We start from the raw sequence: 21,389 nt of genomic DNA, 5'->3' as shown, positions 1-21,389 counted from the left end.
AGCTCCATTGGATGCTTCGCCAACGGTAGCGGCTTGGTGTCGGACACCAGCTTTTCGGTGTCGGACACCGGTTTCTTCCGCAGAAAACCGGTGTCCGACACCTGAAGGTGTCCGACACCAGCGGCTCAAGTGCTGCTTATATGGGCCGATTCGCCTTATCCAGGCGCTGCAGAAAACGGATCCGATTTTCCGGGCAATGTTTTAGACTGCTAAGCTCCCACCCAGGGCAAGCCCGCCTTGCACCACCCGCCCACCGTCTTGCGGTGTCCCTCGGCATCCTTGTCTCCTTCAAAGCCTTCCAGGATATCGAAGCTGTTCGTATAGCCGTTCTCGGTGGCCAGCTTGGCGGCGTGCCGCGAGCGCACGCCGGAGCGGCACAGGAACAGCAGCACGTCGTCCTTGCCGGCGATGCTGGCAAGTTGTTCGACGAAGTCCGAGTTCGGCACGCCGCCCGGATAGGTACTCCACTGCACAGCGCCATGCTGCGCATCGTCGATTGCCACGCGCCCGACCCAGTCGCGTTCGGCGTTGGTGCGCACATCGATGAGGCGTACGGCCGGGTTGTCCTGGATCAGGGCGTGTGCTTCCTGGGGCGTGACTGCGCCAGCATAGGGCAAGCCATTGCCGCGTTCGCGGGCGCGCTCGAGAATGTCGTTGGTGCTCATTTGGCGTTAAATCCTCAGGATCTGTGTCTATCGTCGGAGGCATGAATTCAGGCAAAAATTCCGCCTGGACATTCATGCTACATTTTGGGGCGCATCGCGCAAAGTTGGTGCAAAATAACCAGCTCGCACCAAAATTGGGCAATCAACGGGATGTGCAATCTTGGTGCAATTTGCCGCAAGTTTCCGTACGGACGATTTTAGTTTCCGTAGGGAGCAAGATCAATGTAAGTCGCCGCATATCGATAGATGCTTTGTGCTGGCACACTTCCTGCATAAAGACATGCGAGTTTCCGCCGCACCATGTGCCGGCAGCCCTTTTCACTTAGGAGATACGTAATGGCACGCACCGCCGAAGAAGTCCTGCAATTGGTTAAAGACAACGAAGTCAAGTTCATTGATTTCCGTTTCGCCGATACCCGTGGTAAAGAGCAGCACGTGACCGTGCCCGTCTCCCACTTCGATATCGACAAGTTCGAAAGCGGCCACGCCTTCGACGGTTCTTCCATTGCAGGCTGGAAAGGCATTGAAGCATCGGACATGCTGCTGATGCCGGACCCGACCACGGCCAACATCGACCCGTTCTTCGAAGAGACCACGCTGTTCATGCAGTGCGACGTGATCGAACCGTCGGACGGCAAGGGCTACGACCGCGACCCGCGCTCGATCGCCAAGCGCGCCGAAGCCTACCTGAAGTCGTCCGGCCTGGGCGATACCGCCTACTTCGGCCCGGAACCGGAATTCTTCATCTTCGACTCCGTGAAGTGGAAGATCGACATGTCCGGCGCGATGGTCAAGATCGACTCCGACGAAGCGTCGTGGTCGACCGACAAGGACATCGAAGGCGGCAACAGCGGCCACCGTCCGACCGTCAAGGGCGGCTACTTCCCGGTGCCTCCGGTCGATTCGTTCCAGGACATGCGCTCGGAAATGTGCCTGATCCTCGAATCGATGGGCATCCCGGTCGAAGTGCACCACCACGAAGTGGCCGGCGCCGGCCAGAATGAGATCGGCACCCGTTTCTCGACGCTGGTCGAGCGCGCCGACTGGACGCAGAACATGAAGTACGTGATCTGGAACGTGGCGCACAGCTACGGCAAGACCGCCACCTTCATGCCGAAGCCGGTCGTGGGCGACAACGGCTCGGGCATGCACGTGCACCAGTCGATCTGGAAAGACGGCAAGAACCTGTTCGCCGGCGACGGCTATGCCGGCCTGTCCGACTTCGCGCTGTACTACATCGGCGGCATCATCAAGCACGCCAAGGCGCTGAACGCGATCACCAACCCGGGCACCAACTCGTACAAGCGCCTGGTACCTGGCTACGAAGCACCGGTGAAGCTGGCCTACTCGGCACGCAACCGTTCCGCATCGATCCGCATCCCGCACGTGGCGAACCCGAAAGGCCGCCGCATCGAGACGCGCTTCCCGGATCCGCTGGCCAACCCGTACCTGTGCTTCGCCGCACTGATGATGGCCGGCCTGGACGGCGTGCAGAACAAGATCCACCCGGGCGAAGCAGCGTCGAAAGACCTGTACCACCTGCCGCCGGAAGAAGACGCGCTGATCCCGACCGTCTGCGCATCGCTGGAAGAAGCGCTGGATCACCTGAACAAGGACCGCGAGTTCCTGACCCGCGGCGGCGTGTTCACCGATTCGATGATCGATGCCTACATCGAACTGAAGATGACGGAAGTGACCCGCATGCGCCAGACGACGCACCCGGTCGAGTTCGACATGTACTACTCGCTGTAATGGCGACGCTGCCGGAAGTCATGAACCGGTAGCAAGACAGCGCGGGGAGGGCTTGAGCCATCCCCGCGTTTTTTTTCGGTTGTTGTATAGTCGGGGCATGATCGCACGCTGCTCGTTGTTACTGGTTTTGTTCACTGCCGCCGCCAGTGTTTCGGCGCAGATTTACCGCTGCACGGACGCCGAAGGGCGCAAGGAATACACGGACCGCCAGCTGCGCGGCAAGCAATGCGTGCTGCTGGATTTGCCGAGCGCGGCCATTCCAGCGCCGCCGCCGAGGGAAAGCGCACCGCGCCCCCGGCCGCTGGCCGGGAGCCCGTCCGCGAGCCCGTCCGCAAGTCCTTCCGCTGGCCCATCTGCAAGTGCGGCACCACGTGCCGGCTTTCCGCGCGTCGACACGGCCGAACAGCGTGCCCGCGATGCCGACCGCCGCCAGATCCTGACCGACGAACTGAACGCCGAAATACAGAAACTGGGCGAGTTGCGCCGTGAATACAACAACGGCGAGCCGGAACGGCGCGGCGACGAGCGCAACTATGCCAAGTACCAGGAGCGGGTGGCCAGCCTGCGCGACGCCATCGCCCGCTCGGAACAGAACGTGGCAGCACTACAGCGCGAGATCGCGAACATACGATGAAAATTGTGACCAATATCGCCCGTGCCGCGGCTGCGGCGGCGGGTGCCATCCCGCGTTCGCACACGCTCGCGGGCCTCGACCTGCTGGCCTCGGCGGTGGTGATCGTCGATGCCGAGGGCCGCATCGCCTTCGCCAACGCGGCGGCCGAGAACATGCTGGAAAGCTCGCTGAAGGCCCTGTCGCGCCAGCGGCTGTGCGACCTGTTTTCCAATCCCGCCGAATTCGAGCATGTGATCGCGCAGGCGCGCGCCCACAAGTTCTCCGACTTGCGGCAGGAGCTGACACTGGAGCGTCCGGCCCGCGAACCGCTGCACGTGCATGCGATCGCCAGCGCGATGGACGAGCCGGACGGCAACGTGCTGCTCGAGCTGCGCGAGACCGTGCAGCAGATGAAGCTGGACCGCGAAGAGCGCCTGCTGGACCAGAGCCAGGTCAACAAGGAACTGATCCGCAACCTGGCCCATGAAATCAAGAATCCGCTCGGCGGCATCCGCGGCGCGGCCCAGCTGCTCGAGATGGAGCTGCCGCCGCTGCACCTGCAGCAGCTGCGCGAATACACGCAGGTCATCATCAAGGAAGCGGACCGGCTGCAGACGCTGGTCGACCGGCTGCTGGCGCCGCACCGCCGCCCGCACATCGTGGGCGACGTCAACATCCACGAAGTGCTCGAGCGCGTGCGCAGCCTGATCCTGGCCGAGTTTCCCGCCGGCCTGGCCATCGTGCGCGATTACGACGCGTCGCTGCCCGAGTTCCGCGGCGACAAGGAACAGCTGATCCAGACCGTGCTGAACATCGCCCACAATGCGGCGCAGGCGCTGGCCGGCCGGGTGGAAAGCGGCGATGCGCAGATCACCTTCAAGACGCGGGTGGCGCGCCAGGTCACGCTGGCCAAGGTCCGTTATAACCTGGCATTAGATTTGCATATCATCGATAACGGACCGGGCATTCCGCCCCAGATCCGCGACCGCATCTTCTACCCGCTGGTATCGGGGCGCGATGGCGGTAGCGGCCTGGGTTTGACGTTGGCGCAAACCTTCGTGCACCAGCACATGGGCGTCATCGAATGCGAAAGCAGGCCCGGCTTTACGGACTTCCGCATCCTGCTGCCCCTGCCATAAGCCGGGGAGGGTGCGATCGAAGTCCCTGATGAATCCAAATTGCGGGAAGCACATTACATATGAAGCCAATCTGGATTGTCGACGACGACGAATCGATCCGCTGGGTACTGGAAAAAGCGCTGGCGCGGGAAAACCTCGCCACCAAGAGTTTTGCCAACGCACGCGATGCGATCGCCGCGCTGGAGTACGAGACGCCCCAGGTGCTCGTCTCCGATATCCGCATGCCGGGCGACTCCGGGCTCGACCTGCTGTCGCTTGTGAAATCGCGGCTGCCGGGCCTGCCCGTCATCATCATCACCGCGTTTTCCGACCTGGATTCGGCCGTGGCGGCCTTCCAGGGCGGCGCCTTCGAATACCTGGCGAAGCCGTTCGACATCGACAAGGCCGTCGAACTGATCCGCCGTGCCCTCGATGAAAGCCTGCGCGAAGCCAGCGTGGAATCGGGCCCTGCCGATACCCCCGAGATCCTCGGCCAGGCGCCGGCGATGCAGGAGGTGTTCCGCGCCATCGGCCGCCTGTCGCAGTCGAACGTGACGGTATTGATCACCGGCGAATCGGGTTCCGGCAAGGAGCTGGTGGCGCGGGCACTGCACAAGCACAGCCCGCGCGCGCAGCAGCCGTTCATCGCGCTGAACACCGCGGCGATCCCCAAAGACCTGCTGGAATCGGAACTGTTCGGCCACGAGCGGGGTGCGTTCACCGGTGCCCAGGCGACCCGGCGCGGCCGCTTCGAGCAGGCCGAGAACGGCACGCTGTTCCTCGACGAAATCGGCGACATGCCGTTCGACCTGCAGACGCGCCTGCTGCGCGTGCTGTCCGACGGGCACTTCTATCGCGTCGGCGGCCACCAGCCGCTGAAGGCGAACGTGCGCGTGATCACGGCCACGCACCAGAACCTCGAGCAGCGCGTGCGCGACGGCCTGTTCCGCGAAGACTTGTTCCACCGCCTGAACGTGATCCGGCTGCGCCTGCCTAGTTTGCGCGAACGCAGGGAGGACATCCCCATTCTGGTGCGCCATTTCCTGGTGCAGAGCGCCCGGCAGCTCGGCGTGGAAACCAAGCGCATGAGCGAAGCCGCGCTGGCTTTCCTGCAAAGCCTGGACCTGCCGGGCAATGTGCGCCAGCTGGAAAACCTGTGCAACTGGATCACCGTGATGGCGCCCGGCCAGACGGTGGAGGTGAAGGACCTGCCGCTGGAACTGTCCGAAGGGCAGAGCGCAATGCAGGCCGCGCCCGAGCTGCCGGTGCCGGCGGCGCACAACGCGTCGCATCACGGTTCGCATCACGCTTCACATCACGCTTCTCATCACGTTTCGGCCATCGCCGGCGCACCCGCCGCGCCCGGCCCGGACGGCTGGCTGTCGCTGCTGGAGCTGCAGGCGGCCACGATGCTGTCCGACGGCCAGCAGGACGTGATGGACGTACTGGGCCGGCAGTTCGAATCGGCACTGATCCGCACCGCCCTGAAGTACACGCACGGGCGCAAGAACGATGCCGCCGTGCGGCTGGGGATCGGACGCAACACGATCACGCGCAAGATCGCCGAGCTGGGAATCGACGGGGCAAAAGAGGATTGACCCGCGGCCGGAGCGTGCGCAGACGAAAACCGGTGACAGACACCGGTTTTCTGGAAACATTTCAAAAAAACTGGTGTCTGTCACCGGTTTTTTTTTGTTTCATCTGCGCAGCGCTCCGGGGGGGGGCGGCAGCAGGCATTGGAAGCCGGCCGTGGCGGAAATTCAGGTAAGCTCCCGGTGTCGCCACCTGGAGCTTTTTTCTTGAAACGTATCACCGCTGCATCTTCATGCTGATCAACTGCGTCGCCTACCGCAATGGCCGCAAGCTGGCCGACCTGCCGGTGGCCGGCATCAGCGACTACCTGGCCCGCGACGATACCTTCGTCTGGGTGGCGATGCGCGATGCGTCGCCGGCCGAGCTGGCGCAAATGCAGGCGGAGTTCGGCCTGCACGAGCTGGCTGTCGAAGATGCCCAGCGCGGCCACCAGCGCCCCAAGATCGAGGAATACGGCGATTCGCTGTTCGTCGTCGTCAAGACCGTCGAGCAGCAGGGCGACGAGCTCGTGCTGGGCGAGATCGACATCTTCGTCGGCCGGAACTACGTGCTGTCGTCGCGCCAGAACAGTACCCACGACATGATGGGCGTGCGCGCCCGTGCCGAGCGTGAGCCGCACCTGCTGCGGCACGGCGCGGGCTTCGTGCTGTATGCGCTGATGGATGCCGCGGTCGACCGCTATTTCCCGCTGGTGAATGCGCTGGAATCCGAGCTCGAGCAGATCGAGGAGCGCATCTTTGCCGGCACCTCGCAGCGCGACAACATCGAGCAGCTGTATGACCTGAAGCGCAAGGTGATGATCCTGCGTCACGCGGTGGCGCCGCTGCTCGACGCGATCGGCAAGCTGCATGGCGGCCGGGTGCCAGAGGTGTGCGCGAACAGCCAGGAATACTTCCGCGATGTGCACGATCACCTGGCAAGCATCAACGGCATCCTCGACTCGATCCGCGACACCATCGCCACGGCGATCCAGGTGAACCTGTCGATGATCGCGCTGGAGGAAGGGGAAGTGAACAAGCGCCTCGCGGCATGGGCCGCGATCTTCGGCGTATTGACAGCATTCGCCGGCATCTGGGGCATGAACTTCGAGTTCATGCCCGAACTCAAATCAAAATACGGCTACCCGCTGGCGCTGGCGGCGATGTTCTCGGTGTGTTTCTACCTGTATCGCCGCTTCAGGAAGGCGCGCTGGCTGTAGCCGTCAACCCATACGCACCCGGCGGGATGCCGACATGCCGGCTGAAGGCCGTGCTGAAACTGCTCGCCGAGCCGTAGCCGATCTTTTCGGCGATTTCAACAAGGGCAAACTTTTTCTGGCGCAAAAGGTCTTTTGCGAGCGCCATGCGCCACGTCAGCAGGTACTCCATCGGCGCCATGCCGACACCACGCGAGAAACGGTCGAAAAAGGCCGATCGCGACAGTGCAGCCTTCACGGCAAGTTCACCCACCGTCCACGGATATTGCGGGTTCTCGTGCATATGCCGGATCGCCGCGCCCAGGCGCGGGTCGGCAAGGCCGAGGAGCAGTCCGGGTGCTGCGGCATGGCTGGATGTCGAGCGCAGCGTCTCGACGAGCAGGATCTCGACAAGCCTGCCGAGCACCAGCTCCCGGCCTGGCTGATGCTGAAGCGACTCATCCCTGACCATCTGCACCAATAGCTTCAGCCGCTCGACACCCCTGACATGCATCAGCGCCGGCAGAAGCGATACCAACAGGGCGGAATCCGGGGAATCGAAGGCGAAATAGCCGCCAAGCATGCGTGTCTCGACGGGGCCGTCCTGCCTGCCGTGGCGGAGCTGATTCCCGCGCGCCGCGGCCGACGCCGGATCCATCAGGATCGGAATAACCGTGTCGGAGCTTGATAAGGTGAAGCCTGGCGTGGCGGGCAGCAGGACGAAGTCGCCAGCTTTCAGCAGGACAGGTTGCTGGCCTTCCACGGCAAGGGTGCACTCGCCGTCGAGCATTGCGCAAAAGCTCGGTTCGCCAAATTCCGGATAGCGTACGGCCCAGGATCCGGCACCGCTGACCACCTTCGAGAACACTGTCCGTGGCTTCAGCAGCGTAATGACTTCTGCAAGCGGATCGACCATGGCAGGACTATCGCGAATGATATATGGACTTTTGATTATAGCTAATCCGTCCATGCCTCGTTAAAGTCAATGCATACCCACTACATGAAAGACAGCGCAATGAAAACGATCCTGATCACCGGTTGTTCGTCCGGCTATGGTCTGCAGACCGCACGTCTGTTTCACGAAAGGGGATGGAATGTCATCGCCACGATGCGGACGCCAACGCCCGGGATCCTCGCACCTGCCGAGGGATTGCTGGTCCTGCCGCTGGATGTGACGCGGACGGCAAGCATCGACCAGGCCCTGGAACTTGCCGGACCGATCGATGTGCTGGTCAACAATGCCGGCATTGGATTGTTCGGCGCTTTCGAGGCCACCCCGTTGGCTACCGTTCGCGAGATCTTCGAAACCAATACCTTCGGCACCATGGCAGTTACCCAGGCGGTCCTGCCTCAGTTCCGGAAGCGCAGGTCGGGGATCATCATTAACGTCACCTCGACCGCCACCATCGCTCCGTTTCCTCTCGTGGCCGCCTACACGGCAAGCAAGACCGCGGTCGAAGGCTTTACCGAGTCACTGGCGCTCGAGCTGGCGGAATTCGACGTGCGGGTCAAGCTGATCGAACCCGGGTACGGTCCTGCTACGCGTTTCGCTGCGAACGGGGCGGAGCGCATGAAAGACCTGATTCTCGAGCCTTACATGGCTTATGCGCAATCGGTGTTCGCCGGCTTCAGTGGGGTGCCGCTGGCAACCACCGAAGCCGCGGTAGCGGAGGCAATCTGGCACGCGGCAAACGATCCGGCTACGACGCTGCGCTACCCGGCAGGCGACGACGCGATGGCACTTGCCCGGGCGCGCTCAGGCGGATACTACACCGACGTGTTATCCGCGTCCGCCATCGACAGCGCGACCGCTTCCGCCACCTTGATGCCATCCACGCCGGCCGACAGGATGCCGCCCGCGTAGCCGGCGCCTTCGCCGGCCGGGAACAGGCCCCGCGTGTTCAGGCTTTGCAGATCGTCGTCGCGGCGCTTGATGCGGATCGGCGACGACGTGCGGGTTTCCAGGCCCGTCAGCACCGCGTCGTGCTTGAAGTAGCCGCGCACCTGCCGGTCGAACGCCGGGAACGCTTCGCGCAGCGCCTCGGTGGCGTAATCCGGCAGGATCTGCGCCAGGTCCGTCAGGTGCACACCTGGTTTGTACGACGGGATCACGGCGCCGAATTCGGTGGAAGGGCGGCCCGCCACGAAATCGCCCATCAGCTGGCCGGGCGCGTTGTAGTCTTCGCCGCCCAGGCGGAACGCCGCTTCTTCCAGCCGGCGCTGGAACTCGATGCCGGCCAGCGGCCCGCCCGGATAATCTTCCGGGCCGATCGAGACCACGATCGCGCTGTTGGCGTTGCGTTCGGCGCGCGAATACTGGCTCATGCCGTTGGTGACCACGCGGCCCGGCTCGGAAGCCGCCGCCACCACCGTGCCGCCCGGGCACATGCAGAAGCTGTACACGGCGCGGCCATTCTTCGCATGGTGCACCAGCTTGTAGTCGGCGGCGCCCAGGATCGGGTGGCCGGCATTCGGACCGAAGCGGCAGGTGTCGATCAGCGATTGCGGGTGCTCGACGCGGAAGCCGATCGAGAACGGCTTCGCTTCCACGTACACGCCGCGCTCGTACAGCGTGTAGAACGTGTCGCGCGAGCTGTGGCCGATCGCCAGCACCACGTGGTTCGTGGCGATGCGCTCGCCGGACGCGAGCAGCAGGCCGCGCACCTGGCGCACGCCGTTCTTTTCCTCGATGTCGAAGTCGGTCACGCGCTGCTCGAAACGGATCTCGCCGCCCAGCGCGACGATTTCCTCGCGCATTGCTTCCACCATCTTGACGAGGCGGAAAGTGCCGATGTGCGGCTTGCTGACGTACATGATCTCTTCGGGAGCCCCGGCCTTGACGAACTCTGTCAGCACCTTGCGGCCCAGGTGGCGCGGGTCCTTGATCTGGCTGTACAGCTTGCCGTCGGAAAACGTGCCGGCGCCGCCTTCGCCGAACTGCACGTTCGATTCCGGGTTCAGCGCGCGCTTGCGCCAGAAGCCGAACGTATCCTTGGTGCGTTCGCGGACCGTCTTGCCGCGCTCGAGCACGATCGGGTTCAGCCCCATCTGGGCCAGGATCAGCGCCGCGAACAGGCCGCAGGGGCCCATGCCGATGACGACAGGACGCGGCTGGCGGCCGTCGCGATTGACGCCGTGCGCAACGAATTTGTAGGCCATGTCCGGTGACGGCATCAGGTGCACATCGCGGGCATTACGGGCCAGAACACCCTCATCGTCGGTAGTTTCCAGGTCCACCGAATAAATCAGAACGATATGCGCTTTTTTGCGGGCATCGTAGCTGCGCTTATGCACCGTGAATTGCAGCAAGGCGTCCGCGGCGATTCCCAGGCGTTCCAGGATTGCGTCTTTTAGCGCGGATTCCGGATGATTTAAAGGCAGTTTGATTTCATTTAATCGAAGCATGGCAATTCTGGAGAAGTCTGCGAGGCGCCGAGACGAGAGGGTGGCGCACGGTAACCTTCCATTTTACCCGGAACAGGGTCCTGACGTCACTTTCCGCCGCTGCACCAACATGGTGCATGCCCCACAACTGACGGGTTTCGCACCACTTCCGAGCCATTCCAAAGCTATCTGAGCTCAACTGTTGTATCTGAGCCGCAAAATAATCTTTCCCAATTGACACCCCAATTGACCGTGTGGTCAGATTTGCTATCGGACTGTATTGACATCGATCAATGGACGTTCGGTGGAGTCGTCCAAAAGACGAGTCAGCTGGAATTGTTGGGACATATAAACATAGCTGTTGGTATGCCGGATTTCACCCAAATCCGGTGGCCAGCAAGCTTACCAAATATAGGAAATACACAATGTTTAAGAAAACTGTTCTGGTTCGGGCATTGCAGATCGCGTTCGGCGCGACTGCGATGACGATGGCCATTACCCAACCGGTAATGGCACAGTCGAACGCTGCCGGTAACATCTTCGGCACCGTGGATAACCCGGCCGGTGCTACGGTCGTCGTGTCGAGCAAGGAAACCGGCCTGCGCCGGACTGTGACTCCCGATGCGAGCGGCCGCTTCCAGCTGACGGCACTGCCGGTCGGCCGGTACACTGTCGAACTGACGCGCAATGGCGCCGTCGCCAACACCACCGAAGTCGATGTGCGCATCGGCCAGGGTGCCGACGCTTCGTTCTCCAGCAAGGCCATGCAGGCCGTGCAGGTGACGGGCCGCCGCAGCCGCATCGACGTGTCGAACACGAACAGCGGTACCACCTTCAACGCGCGTGAACTGGCCAAGCTGCCGGTGACCCCGACGGTGGCATCGATCATCCAGCTGGCACCGAACACGACGCGCGGCGACTCGCGCTACGGCGACGGCAACGCACCGAGCTTCGGCGGTTCCGCGGCATCGGAAAACGCGTTCTACATCAACGGCTTCCCGGTCACCAACGTGCTGTTCCAGGTGGGCTCCTCCGAGCTGCCGTTCGGCGCGATCGGCCAGGCCCAGGTGCTGACCGGCGGCTTCGGCGCCGAATTCGGCCGTTCCACCGGCGGTGTGGTGAATATCTCCACCAAGAGCGGTACCAACAACTGGGAAACCGGCGGCAGCATCAGCTGGGAACCGAACTCGCTGCGCGCCTCGCAGCGCAACCTGTACTACCCGCGCACCGGTGCGCCTGAAAACGCGGGCACCGACGGCACCGTCTACCGCTGGGACCAGGACAACTCGTTCGACCGCAAGATCGGCAACGTGTACGTGGGCGGCCCGATCATCAAGGACAAGCTGTTCTTCTACGCCAACGTGGAGCGCACCAAGACCGAGATCGAAGACACCCGCCAGTACGCCGACCAGCCGGCCGCCATCAACACCGGCTGGCAGGAACGTGAAGACACCACCAACCGCGCGCTGGTGAAGATCGACTGGAACATCTCCGACAACCACCGCCTGGAAGGGACGTACATCCTCGACGATCCGAAATCGGACCGCAAGTACTACGGCTTCAACTACGGCAGCACGGAACGCAACGGCATTGCCCCGCTGAGCCATGGCAGCACGCAGACCGGCGGCGCGTACTACGAAAGCTACGGCCCGACCCCGGTCGCGGCACGTGTCGGCGCTGAAATCAAGATCCTGAACTACACGGGCAACCTGTCCGACGACGTGACGCTGACCGCGATGATCGGTAACAGCATGACCGAGCACGTGTTCGCGCCGGTCGGCTACAACCCGAGCCTGCTGCAGGTTGTCGCGCCGGACAGCGCGCGTATCCCGGGCTTCAGCTACATCGCCCCGCAAACGACCACCGGTAGCATCCTGACCCCGGGCGCGTTCGACGAGCAGAAGGTGATGAGCCTGAACCTGCAGTGGAAAGCGGGCGACCACACCATCCGCGTGGGTGCGGACAAGAACGACATCAGCTCCAAGGCCGGCACCAGCCGCGCCGGTGGCGGCACGTGGCAGTATGGCCGTGCTGTCGATCCGACGCAGCCGATCGGTCCGGACGTTGCTGCTCCGATCGCCGGTGGCGGCTACGGCGCACAGGGTTACTACGTGCAGCGCGTCATCACGTCCGGCGTGTCGACCCCGTCCGTGGACCAGTCCGCGCAGTACATCGAAGACAGCTGGCAAGTCCACAAGGACGTGCTGGTCAAGCTCGGCCTGCGTAACGAACAGTTCACCAACTACAACGGCGATGGCCAGGCCTACGTCTCGCAGCGTCACCAGCTGGCACCGCGCCTGGGCGCAACCTGGGACGTGATGGGCGACTCGTCGCTGAAAGTATTCGGTAACCTGGGCCGCTACCACCTGCAGATGCCGACCAACGTGGCCGTCCGTGCCGCCGGCGCATCGCTGTTCACCCGCGAGTACTTTGCCTACACCGGCATCGATCCGGCAACCGGCGCACCGACCGGCCTGACCCCGCTGTCCGGCGTGACCTCGACCAACAACGAGTTCGGCCAGTCCCGCGATCCGCGTACCGTGGCCGCCATCGGCATGGATTCGCTGTACCAGGACGAGCTGATCGTTGGCTTCGAACGTGCGTACAGCCCATCGCTGAACTTCGGCGCGAAAGTCACCTACCGCAAGCTGCAAAGCGCGATCGACGACTTCTGCGATTCCCGTCCGTTCCAGAAATGGGGCATCGAGAACGGCATCGAAGGCGCCGCGGACTACGCGTCGAGCTGCTTCCTGTTCAACCCGGGCGAAGACAACACCTTCAACGTCGACTACGGCTCGGGCCGTCTGACGGAAGTGCCTCTGAGCGCCGCCGATCTGGGCTACCCGAAAGTCAAGCGCACGTACGCCGCGCTGGACCTGTTCGCGGAGCACCCGCTGCGCAACGGCTGGTACGGCAAGATCAACTACACGTTCTCGCGCAACGCCGGCAATACCGAAGGCCAGACCCGTTCCGATTCGGGCCAGGCGGACGTGTCGACCACCGCCGTGTGGGACGAGCCTGAACTGTCGCTGTACTCCAACGGCCTGCTGCCGAACGACCGCAAGCACCAGATCAAGGCCTACGGCTTCTACCAGCTGAACGACCAGCTGAGCGTTGGCGGCAACCTGCTGATCGCGTCGGGCCGTCCGAAGAACTGTATCGGCAACCTGCCGGATGAGTACTACGAAGCCAACAACCCGGCTACCGGCTACAACTCGGAGTTCTTCTTCTGCGACAACAAGCCGGCACCGCGCGGTTCGCGTGGCCGCATGCCTTGGGATACCCGCCTGGACCTGAACGTGGTCTACGCACCGGCAATCCTGAAGGGCCTGCAGCTGAAGCTCGACGTGTTCAACGTGTTCAACCGCCAGGTTGGCCAGAACATGACCGAAGACTACAACACCGACGCAGCGACCACGGTCAACGCGCTGTACGGCGGTATCGTCAGCTACACCTCGCCGCGCCAGCTGAAGCTGACCGCCGAGTACAACTACCGCTTCTGATGAAGTGCTGAACGGGCGCCCCGGCGCCCGTTGCAGAAAAGCCCGCGGGAGCGATTCCGCGGGCTTTTTTCATGGCGCCGTTCGCAGCAAATCAGCCAGCGGACGGGCATACCACTTCGTATGCGCCTGACGCCCCGCAAGAAAGAGCGTGCCTACTTTTGTTGCACGTTTGCCGCAGACCAATGTTTATAAATTGACACTTCGTCCGCGGGCATGTTCTGATTGCGGATTCGGAAATAAACAAAAACAGCCACTGGTGTTCCGAGCGAGTCGTTGCCGCGCCTGTCGCGGGAACGCGATCCATAAAGCCTTGCCGATACAGGTGATCCCAACGGGATCGCGCCCCGGCATGGCTTGCTCACAAAGGAAATCCATGATGGCAAACAAAACCGTTCTCGTACGGTCGCTGGCGCTGGCCTTTGGCGCCGTGGCCGCTCTTCCCGCGCTGCCCTCGCGGGCACAGGATACCGTCCGCTCTACCGCTGAACAGCAGCCGATGCAGCGCGTCACGGTGACAGGCTCCCTGATCAGCCGTGCGGACAAGGAAACCCCCAGCCCGATCCAGGTCCTGACCGCGGCCGATATCGCCAGGTCCGGCCAGACGTCGATTGCCGAAGTACTGAGCAACCTGTCCGCCAATGGGCAGGGAGCGCTGGGCACCGGGTTCGCGGGTGCCTTCGCGGCCGGCGGCTCCGGAGTGTCGCTGCGCGGCCTCAGTGTCGGCCTGACGCTCGTGCTCGTCGACGGCCACCGGATGTCGCCCTATCCGCTGTCCGACGATTCGCAGCGGCAGTTCGTCGACGTGTCGTCGATCCCGTTCGACGCCGTCGAACGCATCGAGGTGCTGAAGGAAGGCGCCTCGGCGCTGTACGGCTCCGACGCTGTCGCGGGCGTGGTCAACATCATCCTGAAAAAGGAATTCAAGGGCTTCAGCGCCAGCGCCGAGGCCGGCAATTCGCAGCACGGCGGCGGCAAGATGCACAAGGTGACGGCCACCGGCGGCATCGGCGACCTGGATACGGATGGCTACAACGCCTATGTCAGCGCCGAGTACCGCCACGCCGACCCGATCAGGGTGCACCAGCGCGAGCAATACGGCTGGGCCAGCGGCGACTGGACGACGCGCGGCGGCCTGTCCGTGCTGCGCGGCGTGCCGAACGAGAGCAACAGTTTCCTGACGGCCGCCAGCAGTCCTTTCCTGTACAACCCGGCCACCGGCGTCAACAATCCGGCCAGCTACCAGTTCCTCGACCCGAACTGCAACTTCCTCAAGTACCGCGCCGGCCAGTGCGTGGTGCGCGACGAGGTGTCGAACCTGCAGCCGGAGTCGGACCGGCTGAGCGTGCTGGCCGGCTTCACGAAGAAGCTGGGCGAGGACTGGACGCTGGCATTGAAGGCGTCGATGTTCCGGCGCGAAAGCACCAACGGCCGGGGCCTGACGAATGCCGTGGCGTTCACGCCCAGCAATACCTTCGGCGGCTATACCGCGCTGGTGCCGGGGCAGGCGCCCCGCATCGTGAACGGCGTACCCGATACCCGGCTGCCGGCGGGCGGCATCAACCAGCTCGGCGCGCCGGCCCGGTTGTACGGCCTGATTCCCGGCGCGGGCTCGGCGGCGCAGCAGAACAACGAATCGACCGCGACGCGCTTCGCGGCCGACCTGAACGGCACCTGGGGCGGCTGGGATATTGGCGCCGCCGCCGGCTATTCGAAGGTGAAGACCGAGTCGGTCTACAACGGCTATGTCAATCGAGTGGCGCTGTACGACGCACTGCGCCGCGCCGGCAATCCCTACAACCCGCTGGGCGGCAACTCCGTTGCCGACAATGCGGCGATCGTTCCGACCTTCGGTAACGAAGCCGAATCCGAGCTGACGTTCGCCGAAGCACATGCCCAGCGCGAGCTGGTCCGCCTGCCCGGCGGCGGCCCGCTGACGTTCGCGGCCGGCGTCAGCTGGTACAAGAAGGAACTGAACGCGCCGCCGCCGGACCTGCTCGCGCAGGGCGTGGTCGGCAACGGCGCCGCCTATGTCTTTGGCGACGAAACCAACACGGCGGCGTTTGCCGAGCTGAACGCGCTGCCGCTGCAGAACCTGGAGCTGAGCGCCTCCGCCCGCTATGACCACTACGATACGTACGGCAACTCGTTCACGCCGGGCGCGAAATTCAAGTGGAAGGCACACCCGGCCCTGACGGTTCGCGGCACCTTTGCGCGCGGGTTCCGCGCGCCGAACGCGGCCGAATCGGGCATCTCGTCGTCCACCTTCTCGTTCAACGCGATCGACGACCCGATCCTGTGCGCCGACGGCGACCGCACGACGGCCGGCAATGTGCCTTCCGCGTGTGCGTTCGTGCCCGCTTTCGTGCAAACGACCAATCCCGACCTTGAGCCGGAAAAATCGAAGTCGTTTACGCTGGGCCTGATCGTCGAGCCGGTACGCAACCTGAGCGCCACGCTGGATTACTACAGCATCGAGGTCAAGAACCAGATCAACACGGAATCGGGCCTGCCGGACTTCGTGCCGGTCTACGTGCGCAACCCGGCGGTACCGATCGACATTGCCGATGGCAATGGCGGCCTCGTCACCGGCGTGCCGCCGGTCGGCACGATCGCCTATGCCCAGTCGTCCTACGTGAACTCGGGCGGCGTGAAGACCATCGGCGTGGAACTGGACCTGAGCTACCGCTGGAATGCCGGCGACATCGGCAACTTCCGCTCACAGCTGAGCTTTAACCACATGATCAGCTACAAGCTGGACCAGGTGGGCATCGAGTACGAGCTGGCCGGCACGCATGGCCCGTCCGTGGTTTCCGGCAACACGGGCAATCCGAAGAACCGCGCCCAGCTGACCCTGGGCTACGAGAAGGGGCCGGTGACGCTGACCAGCACCTTCAACTGGGTCGGTTCCTATAACGGCCTGGACCCGTCGCTGGGCGTCAACGACTGCGCCGACATTGCCGTAAGCGTGGGCGGCCGTGCGTACTTCAACAACAACCCGAACGGTACGCCGCCGGAATACTGCAAGATCCGCTCGTTCATGTCGACGGACCTGAATGCCGTGTTCCGCGTGAACAAGAACCTGACGATCAAGGCCTCGATCCTGAACGCCTTCGACCGCCAGCCGCCGATCGACGTGGCGACGTACGGCAACGCCGGGCCGCAGACCGCGTACAACGCGACGCTGCACCAGGCCGGCGCAGTGGGGCGTTACTTCTCGCTCGGCGCGAGCTACACGTTCTGACCGGCCGCCATCTCCTCATCAAGGGCGCCGTGGCGCCCTTTTTTCATGATCGCGTTACATCCCGCCCCACACGGCGGCCAGCATCGGCAAAGCCGCCAGCGCCGCCGTTTCCGTGCGCAGCACCCGCGGCCCCATCGACACCATGGTCGCGCCGGCGCGCACCGCCGCATCTTCTTCCTCGTCCGTGAAGCCGCCCTCGGGCCCCACCAGCAGCGTGACCGGCTGGGGGCCGGCGTGGCGTGCCCACTCGACCAGCGACGACGTGGCGCGCGGCGACAGCAAGAGGCGCGGCCCGGCGGAGGGAGTGCCGAGCCAGTCGCGGAAATCGGCCGGTTCGGCGACGGTCGCCAGCCGGTTGCGCCCGCTCTGCTCGGCGGCGGCCACCACGATGCCGCGCCAGTGCTCCAGTTTTTTCTGCGCCCGTTCGGCGGAAAGGCGCACCACGCAGCGCCGCGCCGCCAGCGGCTGCACGGCGGCCACGCCCAGTTCGACGGCTTTTTCCACGATCCAGTCCATTTTCGTGCCTTCCGGCAATCCCTGGGCCAGCGTGACGGAGTAGGACAGCTCGACGTCGCGGGCATTGAACGCGCCCACCTCGGCCGTTGCCCGTTTCTTGCCCACTTCCGTCAGCACGGCCTCGTACTGGCCGCCTTCGCCGTTGAACAGGGTCAGCGTGTCGCCCGGCGCGAGGCGGACGACGTGGATATGGTGGGCAACCTCGGCCGGCAAGTCCAGCAGGGCGCCGGCGGCGAGGGGAGCGTCGATGTAAAAGCGTGGCATCGTTATCGGAATCGTTATCGATATAAGTCTGGAATGCACTGATTTTAAGCGCCGGCGCCGGCCTCTGGTAAAATAGCGGGCTACGCAGCCAAGGCGGTTCCAGCATCGGCAAGTTTGCTTAGTGGCTTACTACCAGCTCGATACAGCCTGTAGCCCCCGGAATTCCAAACCTCCCGCACCAACTGATATGAACGCTAAGCTCCCCCACACCCAGATGGCCAACGCGATCCGCGCGCTGGCGATGGACGCCGTCCAGAAAGCCAACTCCGGCCACCCAGGCATGCCGATGGGCATGGCCGAGATCGCCGTCGCGCTGTGGAGCGGCCACCACCGCCACAACCCGGCCAATCCGGACTGGGTCAACCGCGACCGCTTCCTGCTCTCCAACGGCCACGGCTCGATGCTGCACTATGCGCTGCTGCACCTGTCCGGCTATGACGTGTCGATGGACGACATCCGCGGCTTCCGCCAGCTGCATTCGAAGACCCCGGGCCATCCGGAAGTCGATATCACGCCGGGCGTGGAAACCACCACCGGCCCGCTGGGCCAGGGCCTGGCCAATGCCGTCGGCATGGCGCTGGCCGAGTGGCTGCTGGCGAACGAATTCAACAAGCCGGGCCATGATGTCGTCGATCACTACACCTACGCGTTCGTCGGCGACGGCTGCCTGATGGAAGGCATCTCGCACGAAGTGTGCTCGCTGGCCGGCACGCTCGGCCTGCGTAAATTGATCGCGCTGTACGACGACAATGGCATCTCCATCGACGGCAAGGTCGAAGGCTGGTTCACCGACGACACGCCGAAGCGCTTCGAAGCGTACGGCTGGAACGTGATCCGCGACGTGGACGGCCACGACGTGACCGCCGTCGATGCCGCCATCGAGCAGGCCAAGAAGTCCGACAAGCCGACGCTGATCTGCTGCAAGACCGTCATCGGCAAGGGTTCGCCGAACCTGCAGGGTGGCGACAAGGTGCACGGCGCCGCGCTGGGCGACAAGGAAATCGCCGCCGTCCGCGAATACATCAGCTGGGGCCACGAGCCGTTCGTGCTGCCGGAAGAAGTCACCACCGCCTGGAACTTCAAGGACAAGGGTGCTTCGTTCGAAACCGAATGGAACACCAAGTTCGACTCTTACGCCGCCGCCTTCCCGGCTGAAGCCGCCGAGCTGAAGCGCCGCATGAACGGCGACCTGCCGGCCAACTTCGATGAAACGCTGAAGGCCGCGATCGCTTCCTGCGTCGAGAAGAAGGAAACCATCGCCACCCGCAAGGCATCGCAGAACGCGATCCAGGCGCTGTCGGCGGTGCTGCCGGAATTCCTGGGCGGCTCGGCCGACCTGACCAGCTCGAACCTGACGAACTGGAAAGAGTCGACCAACATCCGTTCCGGCAAGCCGGGCAACCACGTCAACTACGGCGTGCGCGAATTCGGCATGAGCGCGATCATGAACGGCGTGGCCCTGCACGGCGGCTACATCCCGTTCGGCGCCACGTTCCTGACGTTCTCCGACTACAGCCGCAACGCGCTGCGCATGGCCGCGCTGATGAAGCAGCGTTCGATCTTCGTGTTCACCCACGATTCGATCGGCCTGGGCGAAGACGGCCCGACCCACCAGTCGGTCGAGCACGTGTCGTCGCTGCGCCTGATCCCGAACCTGGACAACTGGCGTCCTGCCGACACCGTCGAATCGATGGTCGCCTGGGGCGAAGCGGTCAAGCGCAAGAACGGCCCGAGCACGCTGATCTTCTCGCGCCAGAACCTGCCGTACCATGAGCGCACCGAGCAGGCCATCGCCGACATCGCCAAGGGCGGCTACATCCTGTCCGACGAAGCGGACGCGAAAGTGGTGCTGATCGCCACCGGTTCGGAAGTGGAACTGGCCGTCGGTGCCGCCGCCGCGCTGAAGAGCGAAGGCATTGCCGCCCGCGTGGTGTCGATGCCGTCGACCGACGTGTTCGACCGCCAGGACGCCGCCTACAAGGCCAGCGTGCTGGGCAAGGGCATCCCCCGCGTGGCGGTGGAAGCCGGCGTGACCGATTTCTGGTACAAGTACGTGGGCCTGGAAGGCGCCGTGGTCGGTATCGACACGTTCGGCGAATCCGCGCCGGCCAGCGTGCTGTTCAAGCACTTCGGCTTCACCGTTGAGAACGTAGTGGCGAAAGCCAAAGCTGTTATTGCTGCATAAAGAACTCGCGCCCCACTCCTGTAGTGGGGCGTTCCACGATAGGGAGCCGCTGACACGGGCGTCAGGGCAAGGCGCATCGTCGAAGACAGTACTTTAGTACGGCGAGACGAATGCAACGCAGCCATGGAGCTCATGTCAGCGGCTATAAGAACCGATTTTCTTTAATCAGGAGCACATGTAATGACGATCAAGGTAGCTATCAACGGCTATGGCCGTATCGGCCGCAACGTACTGCGCGCTTTCTACGAAGGCGGCAAGAAGCAGGACATCCAGATCGTGGCCATCAATGACCTGGGCAACGCGCAGTCCAACGCGCACCTGACCCGCTACGACACGGCCCATGGCAAGTTCAACGGTACCGTGGAAGTCGACGGCGATTTCATGATCGTCAACGGCGACAAGATCCGCGTGTTCGCGCAGCGCAATCCCGCTGAAATTCCATGGGGCGAGCTGGGCGTGGACGTGGTGCTGGAGTGCACCGGCTTCTTCACCACCAAGGAAAAAGCTTCGGCTCACCTGAAGGGCGGCGCCAAGAAAGTCATCATCTCCGCGCCGGGCGGCAAGGATGTCGACGCGACCATCGTGTTCGGCGTCAACGAAGGCGTGCTGAAAGCGTCGGACACCGTGATCTCCAACGCGTCGTGCACCACCAACTGCCTGGCCCCGCTGGTCAAGCCGCTGAACGATGCGATCGGCGTGGAAACCGGCCTGATGACCACCGTGCACTCGTACACCAACGACCAGGTGCTGACCGACGTGATGCACGAAGACCTGCGCCGCGCCCGTTCGGCCACCCAGTCGATGATCCCGACCAAGACCGGCGCCGCCGCAGCGGTCGGCCTGGTGCTGCCGGAACTGAACGGCAAGCTGGACGGCTTCGCGATCCGCGTGCCGACCATCAACGTGTCGCTGGTCGACCTGTCGTTCATCGCCAAGCGCGACACCACCGTCGATGAAGTCAACCAGATCATGAAGTCGGCCGCCGAAGGCGCGCTGGCAGGCGTGCTGACGTACCAGACCGAACCGCTGGTATCGGTGGACTTCAACCACAACCCGGCTTCGTCGAACTTCGACAGCACGCTGACGAAAGTCTCCGGCCGCCTGGTCAAGGTCTCGTCGTGGTACGACAACGAGTGGGGCTTCTCGAACCGCATGCTCGACACCACCGTCGCGCTGTTCAACGCGAAGTAACCGCTCCCGCAGCATCTGCAAAAAGGCGCCTCCGGGCGCCTTTTTTGTTGCCCGAAAACCGGTGTCTGTCACCGGTTTTCCTGGAACATTCTGGTGTTGCCCAAATTCGGGGTCTGACCCCGGTTTTGGGCAATGTTTCCTGAAACCGGGGTCTGACCCCGGTGTCGAGCAATGAAAAAAGCCCCGCCGG

14 protein-coding genes are annotated in these 21,389 nt (G+C 63.6%); 10 read left to right on the top strand and 4 right to left on the bottom strand.

From position 1 onward, the window contains the following. Positions 1 to 209: 209 nt before the first annotated feature. Positions 210 to 665 (bottom strand): rhodanese-like domain-containing protein, encoded by a 456-nt coding sequence (locus FHS02_RS21830; protein WP_137316342.1) that lies wholly within the window; start codon positions 663 to 665, stop codon positions 210 to 212. Positions 666 to 1,001: 336 nt separating this feature from the next. Between FHS02_RS21830 and glnA the strand changes: the two genes are divergently transcribed. The 5 genes from glnA to corA all read left to right on the top strand — a co-directional run bounded on the left by glnA (position 1,002) and on the right by corA (position 6,939). Further along, positions 1,002 to 2,417, top strand: a complete 1,416-nt coding sequence (glnA, locus tag FHS02_RS21825; RefSeq protein WP_137316343.1) for a type I glutamate--ammonia ligase — start codon at positions 1,002 to 1,004, stop codon at positions 2,415 to 2,417. A gap of 97 nt (positions 2,418 to 2,514) precedes the next feature. Next, a complete protein-coding gene (locus FHS02_RS21820) occupies positions 2,515 to 3,051 on the top strand; it encodes a DUF4124 domain-containing protein (protein WP_137317689.1) in 537 nt (178 codons plus the stop codon). Then, on the top strand, positions 3,048 to 4,169 hold the full coding sequence (glnL, locus tag FHS02_RS21815) for a nitrogen regulation protein NR(II) (RefSeq protein WP_137316344.1): 1,122 nt from the start codon (positions 3,048 to 3,050) through the stop codon (positions 4,167 to 4,169). Before FHS02_RS21820 ends, glnL begins: the two co-directional genes overlap by 4 nt. 59 nt (positions 4,170 to 4,228) lie before the next feature. Then, complete coding sequence (gene ntrC, locus FHS02_RS21810; RefSeq protein ID WP_137316345.1) at positions 4,229 to 5,746, top strand: nitrogen regulation protein NR(I); 1,518 nt, start codon at positions 4,229 to 4,231, stop codon at positions 5,744 to 5,746. Positions 5,747 to 5,973: 227 nt separating this feature from the next. After that, positions 5,974 to 6,939 carry a magnesium/cobalt transporter CorA gene (corA, locus tag FHS02_RS21805; protein ID WP_137316346.1) on the top strand — a complete coding sequence of 322 codons (966 nt, stop codon included), beginning with the start codon at positions 5,974 to 5,976 and terminating at the stop codon, positions 6,937 to 6,939. Here the strand turns inward: corA and FHS02_RS21800 are convergent. Further along, positions 6,917 to 7,831: an AraC family transcriptional regulator gene (locus tag FHS02_RS21800; RefSeq protein ID WP_137316347.1), complete on the bottom strand. Its 915-nt coding sequence runs from the start codon at positions 7,829 to 7,831 to the stop codon at positions 6,917 to 6,919. The genes corA and FHS02_RS21800 overlap by 23 nt on opposite strands. Before the next feature lie 99 nt (positions 7,832 to 7,930). Here FHS02_RS21800 and FHS02_RS21795 point away from each other — a divergent pair, with 99 nt between their 5' ends. Then, a complete protein-coding gene (locus tag FHS02_RS21795; protein WP_137316348.1) occupies positions 7,931 to 8,779 on the top strand; it encodes an SDR family oxidoreductase in 849 nt (282 codons plus the stop codon). Here the strand turns inward: FHS02_RS21795 and FHS02_RS21790 are convergent. Beyond that, on the bottom strand, positions 8,683 to 10,320 hold the full coding sequence (locus FHS02_RS21790) for an NAD(P)/FAD-dependent oxidoreductase (protein WP_137316349.1): 1,638 nt from the start codon (positions 10,318 to 10,320) through the stop codon (positions 8,683 to 8,685). The genes FHS02_RS21795 and FHS02_RS21790 overlap by 97 nt on opposite strands. Positions 10,321 to 10,724: 404 nt before the next feature. On the opposite strand from FHS02_RS21790, the gene FHS02_RS21785 reads away from it, so the two are divergent. Both FHS02_RS21785 and FHS02_RS21780 read left to right on the top strand, forming a co-directional pair. After that, positions 10,725 to 13,802, top strand: coding sequence for a TonB-dependent receptor (locus tag FHS02_RS21785; protein WP_137316350.1), 3,078 nt, complete (start codon positions 10,725 to 10,727; stop codon positions 13,800 to 13,802). A 373-nt stretch (positions 13,803 to 14,175) separates the two neighbouring features. After that, the gene (locus tag FHS02_RS21780) at positions 14,176 to 17,043 is read left to right on the top strand and encodes a TonB-dependent receptor (protein WP_137316351.1); all 2,868 of its coding nucleotides are present in this window, start codon (positions 14,176 to 14,178) and stop codon (positions 17,041 to 17,043) included. A 54-nt stretch (positions 17,044 to 17,097) separates the two neighbouring features. Here the strand turns inward: FHS02_RS21780 and FHS02_RS21775 are convergent, their stop codons facing one another. Next, on the bottom strand, positions 17,098 to 17,823 hold the full coding sequence (locus tag FHS02_RS21775) for a 16S rRNA (uracil(1498)-N(3))-methyltransferase (RefSeq protein ID WP_137316352.1): 726 nt from the start codon (positions 17,821 to 17,823) through the stop codon (positions 17,098 to 17,100). A gap of 187 nt (positions 17,824 to 18,010) precedes the next feature. Between FHS02_RS21775 and tkt the strand changes: the two genes are divergently transcribed. Further along, on the top strand, positions 18,011 to 20,008 hold the full coding sequence (tkt, locus tag FHS02_RS21770; protein ID WP_137316353.1) for a transketolase: 1,998 nt from the start codon (positions 18,011 to 18,013) through the stop codon (positions 20,006 to 20,008). 180 nt (positions 20,009 to 20,188) lie between these two features. After that, positions 20,189 to 21,199: a type I glyceraldehyde-3-phosphate dehydrogenase gene (gene gap / locus FHS02_RS21765; RefSeq protein WP_137316354.1), complete on the top strand. Its 1,011-nt coding sequence runs from the start codon at positions 20,189 to 20,191 to the stop codon at positions 21,197 to 21,199. Positions 21,200 to 21,389 lie beyond the last annotated feature (190 nt).

Source organism: Pseudoduganella umbonata, from assembly GCF_014192225.1.
In the GTDB taxonomy this organism is placed as follows: Bacteria; Pseudomonadota; Gammaproteobacteria; order Burkholderiales; family Burkholderiaceae_D; genus Rugamonas; species Rugamonas umbonata.
Note: the sequence above shows the minus strand (reverse complement) of the source record. Positions and strands in the feature narration are given on the sequence as shown.

Bases quoted from the DNA above. Each gene is read 5' to 3' on its own strand.
- ntrC (WP_137316345.1), top strand. From the start codon at position 4,229: ATGAAGCCAATCTGGATTGTCGACGACGACGAATCGATCCGCTGGGTA.
- glnA (WP_137316343.1), top strand. From the start codon at position 1,002: ATGGCACGCACCGCCGAAGAAGTCCTGCAATTGGTTAAAGACAACGAA.
- FHS02_RS21790 (WP_137316349.1), bottom strand. From the start codon at position 10,320: ATGCTTCGATTAAATGAAATCAAACTGCCTTTAAATCATCCGGAATCC.
- corA (WP_137316346.1), top strand. From the start codon at position 5,974: ATGCTGATCAACTGCGTCGCCTACCGCAATGGCCGCAAGCTGGCCGAC.
- FHS02_RS21780 (WP_137316351.1), top strand. From the start codon at position 14,176: ATGATGGCAAACAAAACCGTTCTCGTACGGTCGCTGGCGCTGGCCTTT.
- FHS02_RS21775 (WP_137316352.1), bottom strand. From the start codon at position 17,823: ATGCCACGCTTTTACATCGACGCTCCCCTCGCCGCCGGCGCCCTGCTG.
- gap (WP_137316354.1), top strand. From the start codon at position 20,189: ATGACGATCAAGGTAGCTATCAACGGCTATGGCCGTATCGGCCGCAAC.
- tkt (WP_137316353.1), top strand. From the start codon at position 18,011: ATGAACGCTAAGCTCCCCCACACCCAGATGGCCAACGCGATCCGCGCG.
- FHS02_RS21800 (WP_137316347.1), bottom strand. From the start codon at position 7,831: ATGGTCGATCCGCTTGCAGAAGTCATTACGCTGCTGAAGCCACGGACA.
- FHS02_RS21830 (WP_137316342.1), bottom strand. From the start codon at position 665: ATGAGCACCAACGACATTCTCGAGCGCGCCCGCGAACGCGGCAATGGC.
- glnL (WP_137316344.1), top strand. From the start codon at position 3,048: ATGAAAATTGTGACCAATATCGCCCGTGCCGCGGCTGCGGCGGCGGGT.
- FHS02_RS21795 (WP_137316348.1), top strand. From the start codon at position 7,931: ATGAAAACGATCCTGATCACCGGTTGTTCGTCCGGCTATGGTCTGCAG.
- FHS02_RS21785 (WP_137316350.1), top strand. From the start codon at position 10,725: ATGTTTAAGAAAACTGTTCTGGTTCGGGCATTGCAGATCGCGTTCGGC.
- FHS02_RS21820 (WP_137317689.1), top strand. From the start codon at position 2,515: ATGATCGCACGCTGCTCGTTGTTACTGGTTTTGTTCACTGCCGCCGCC.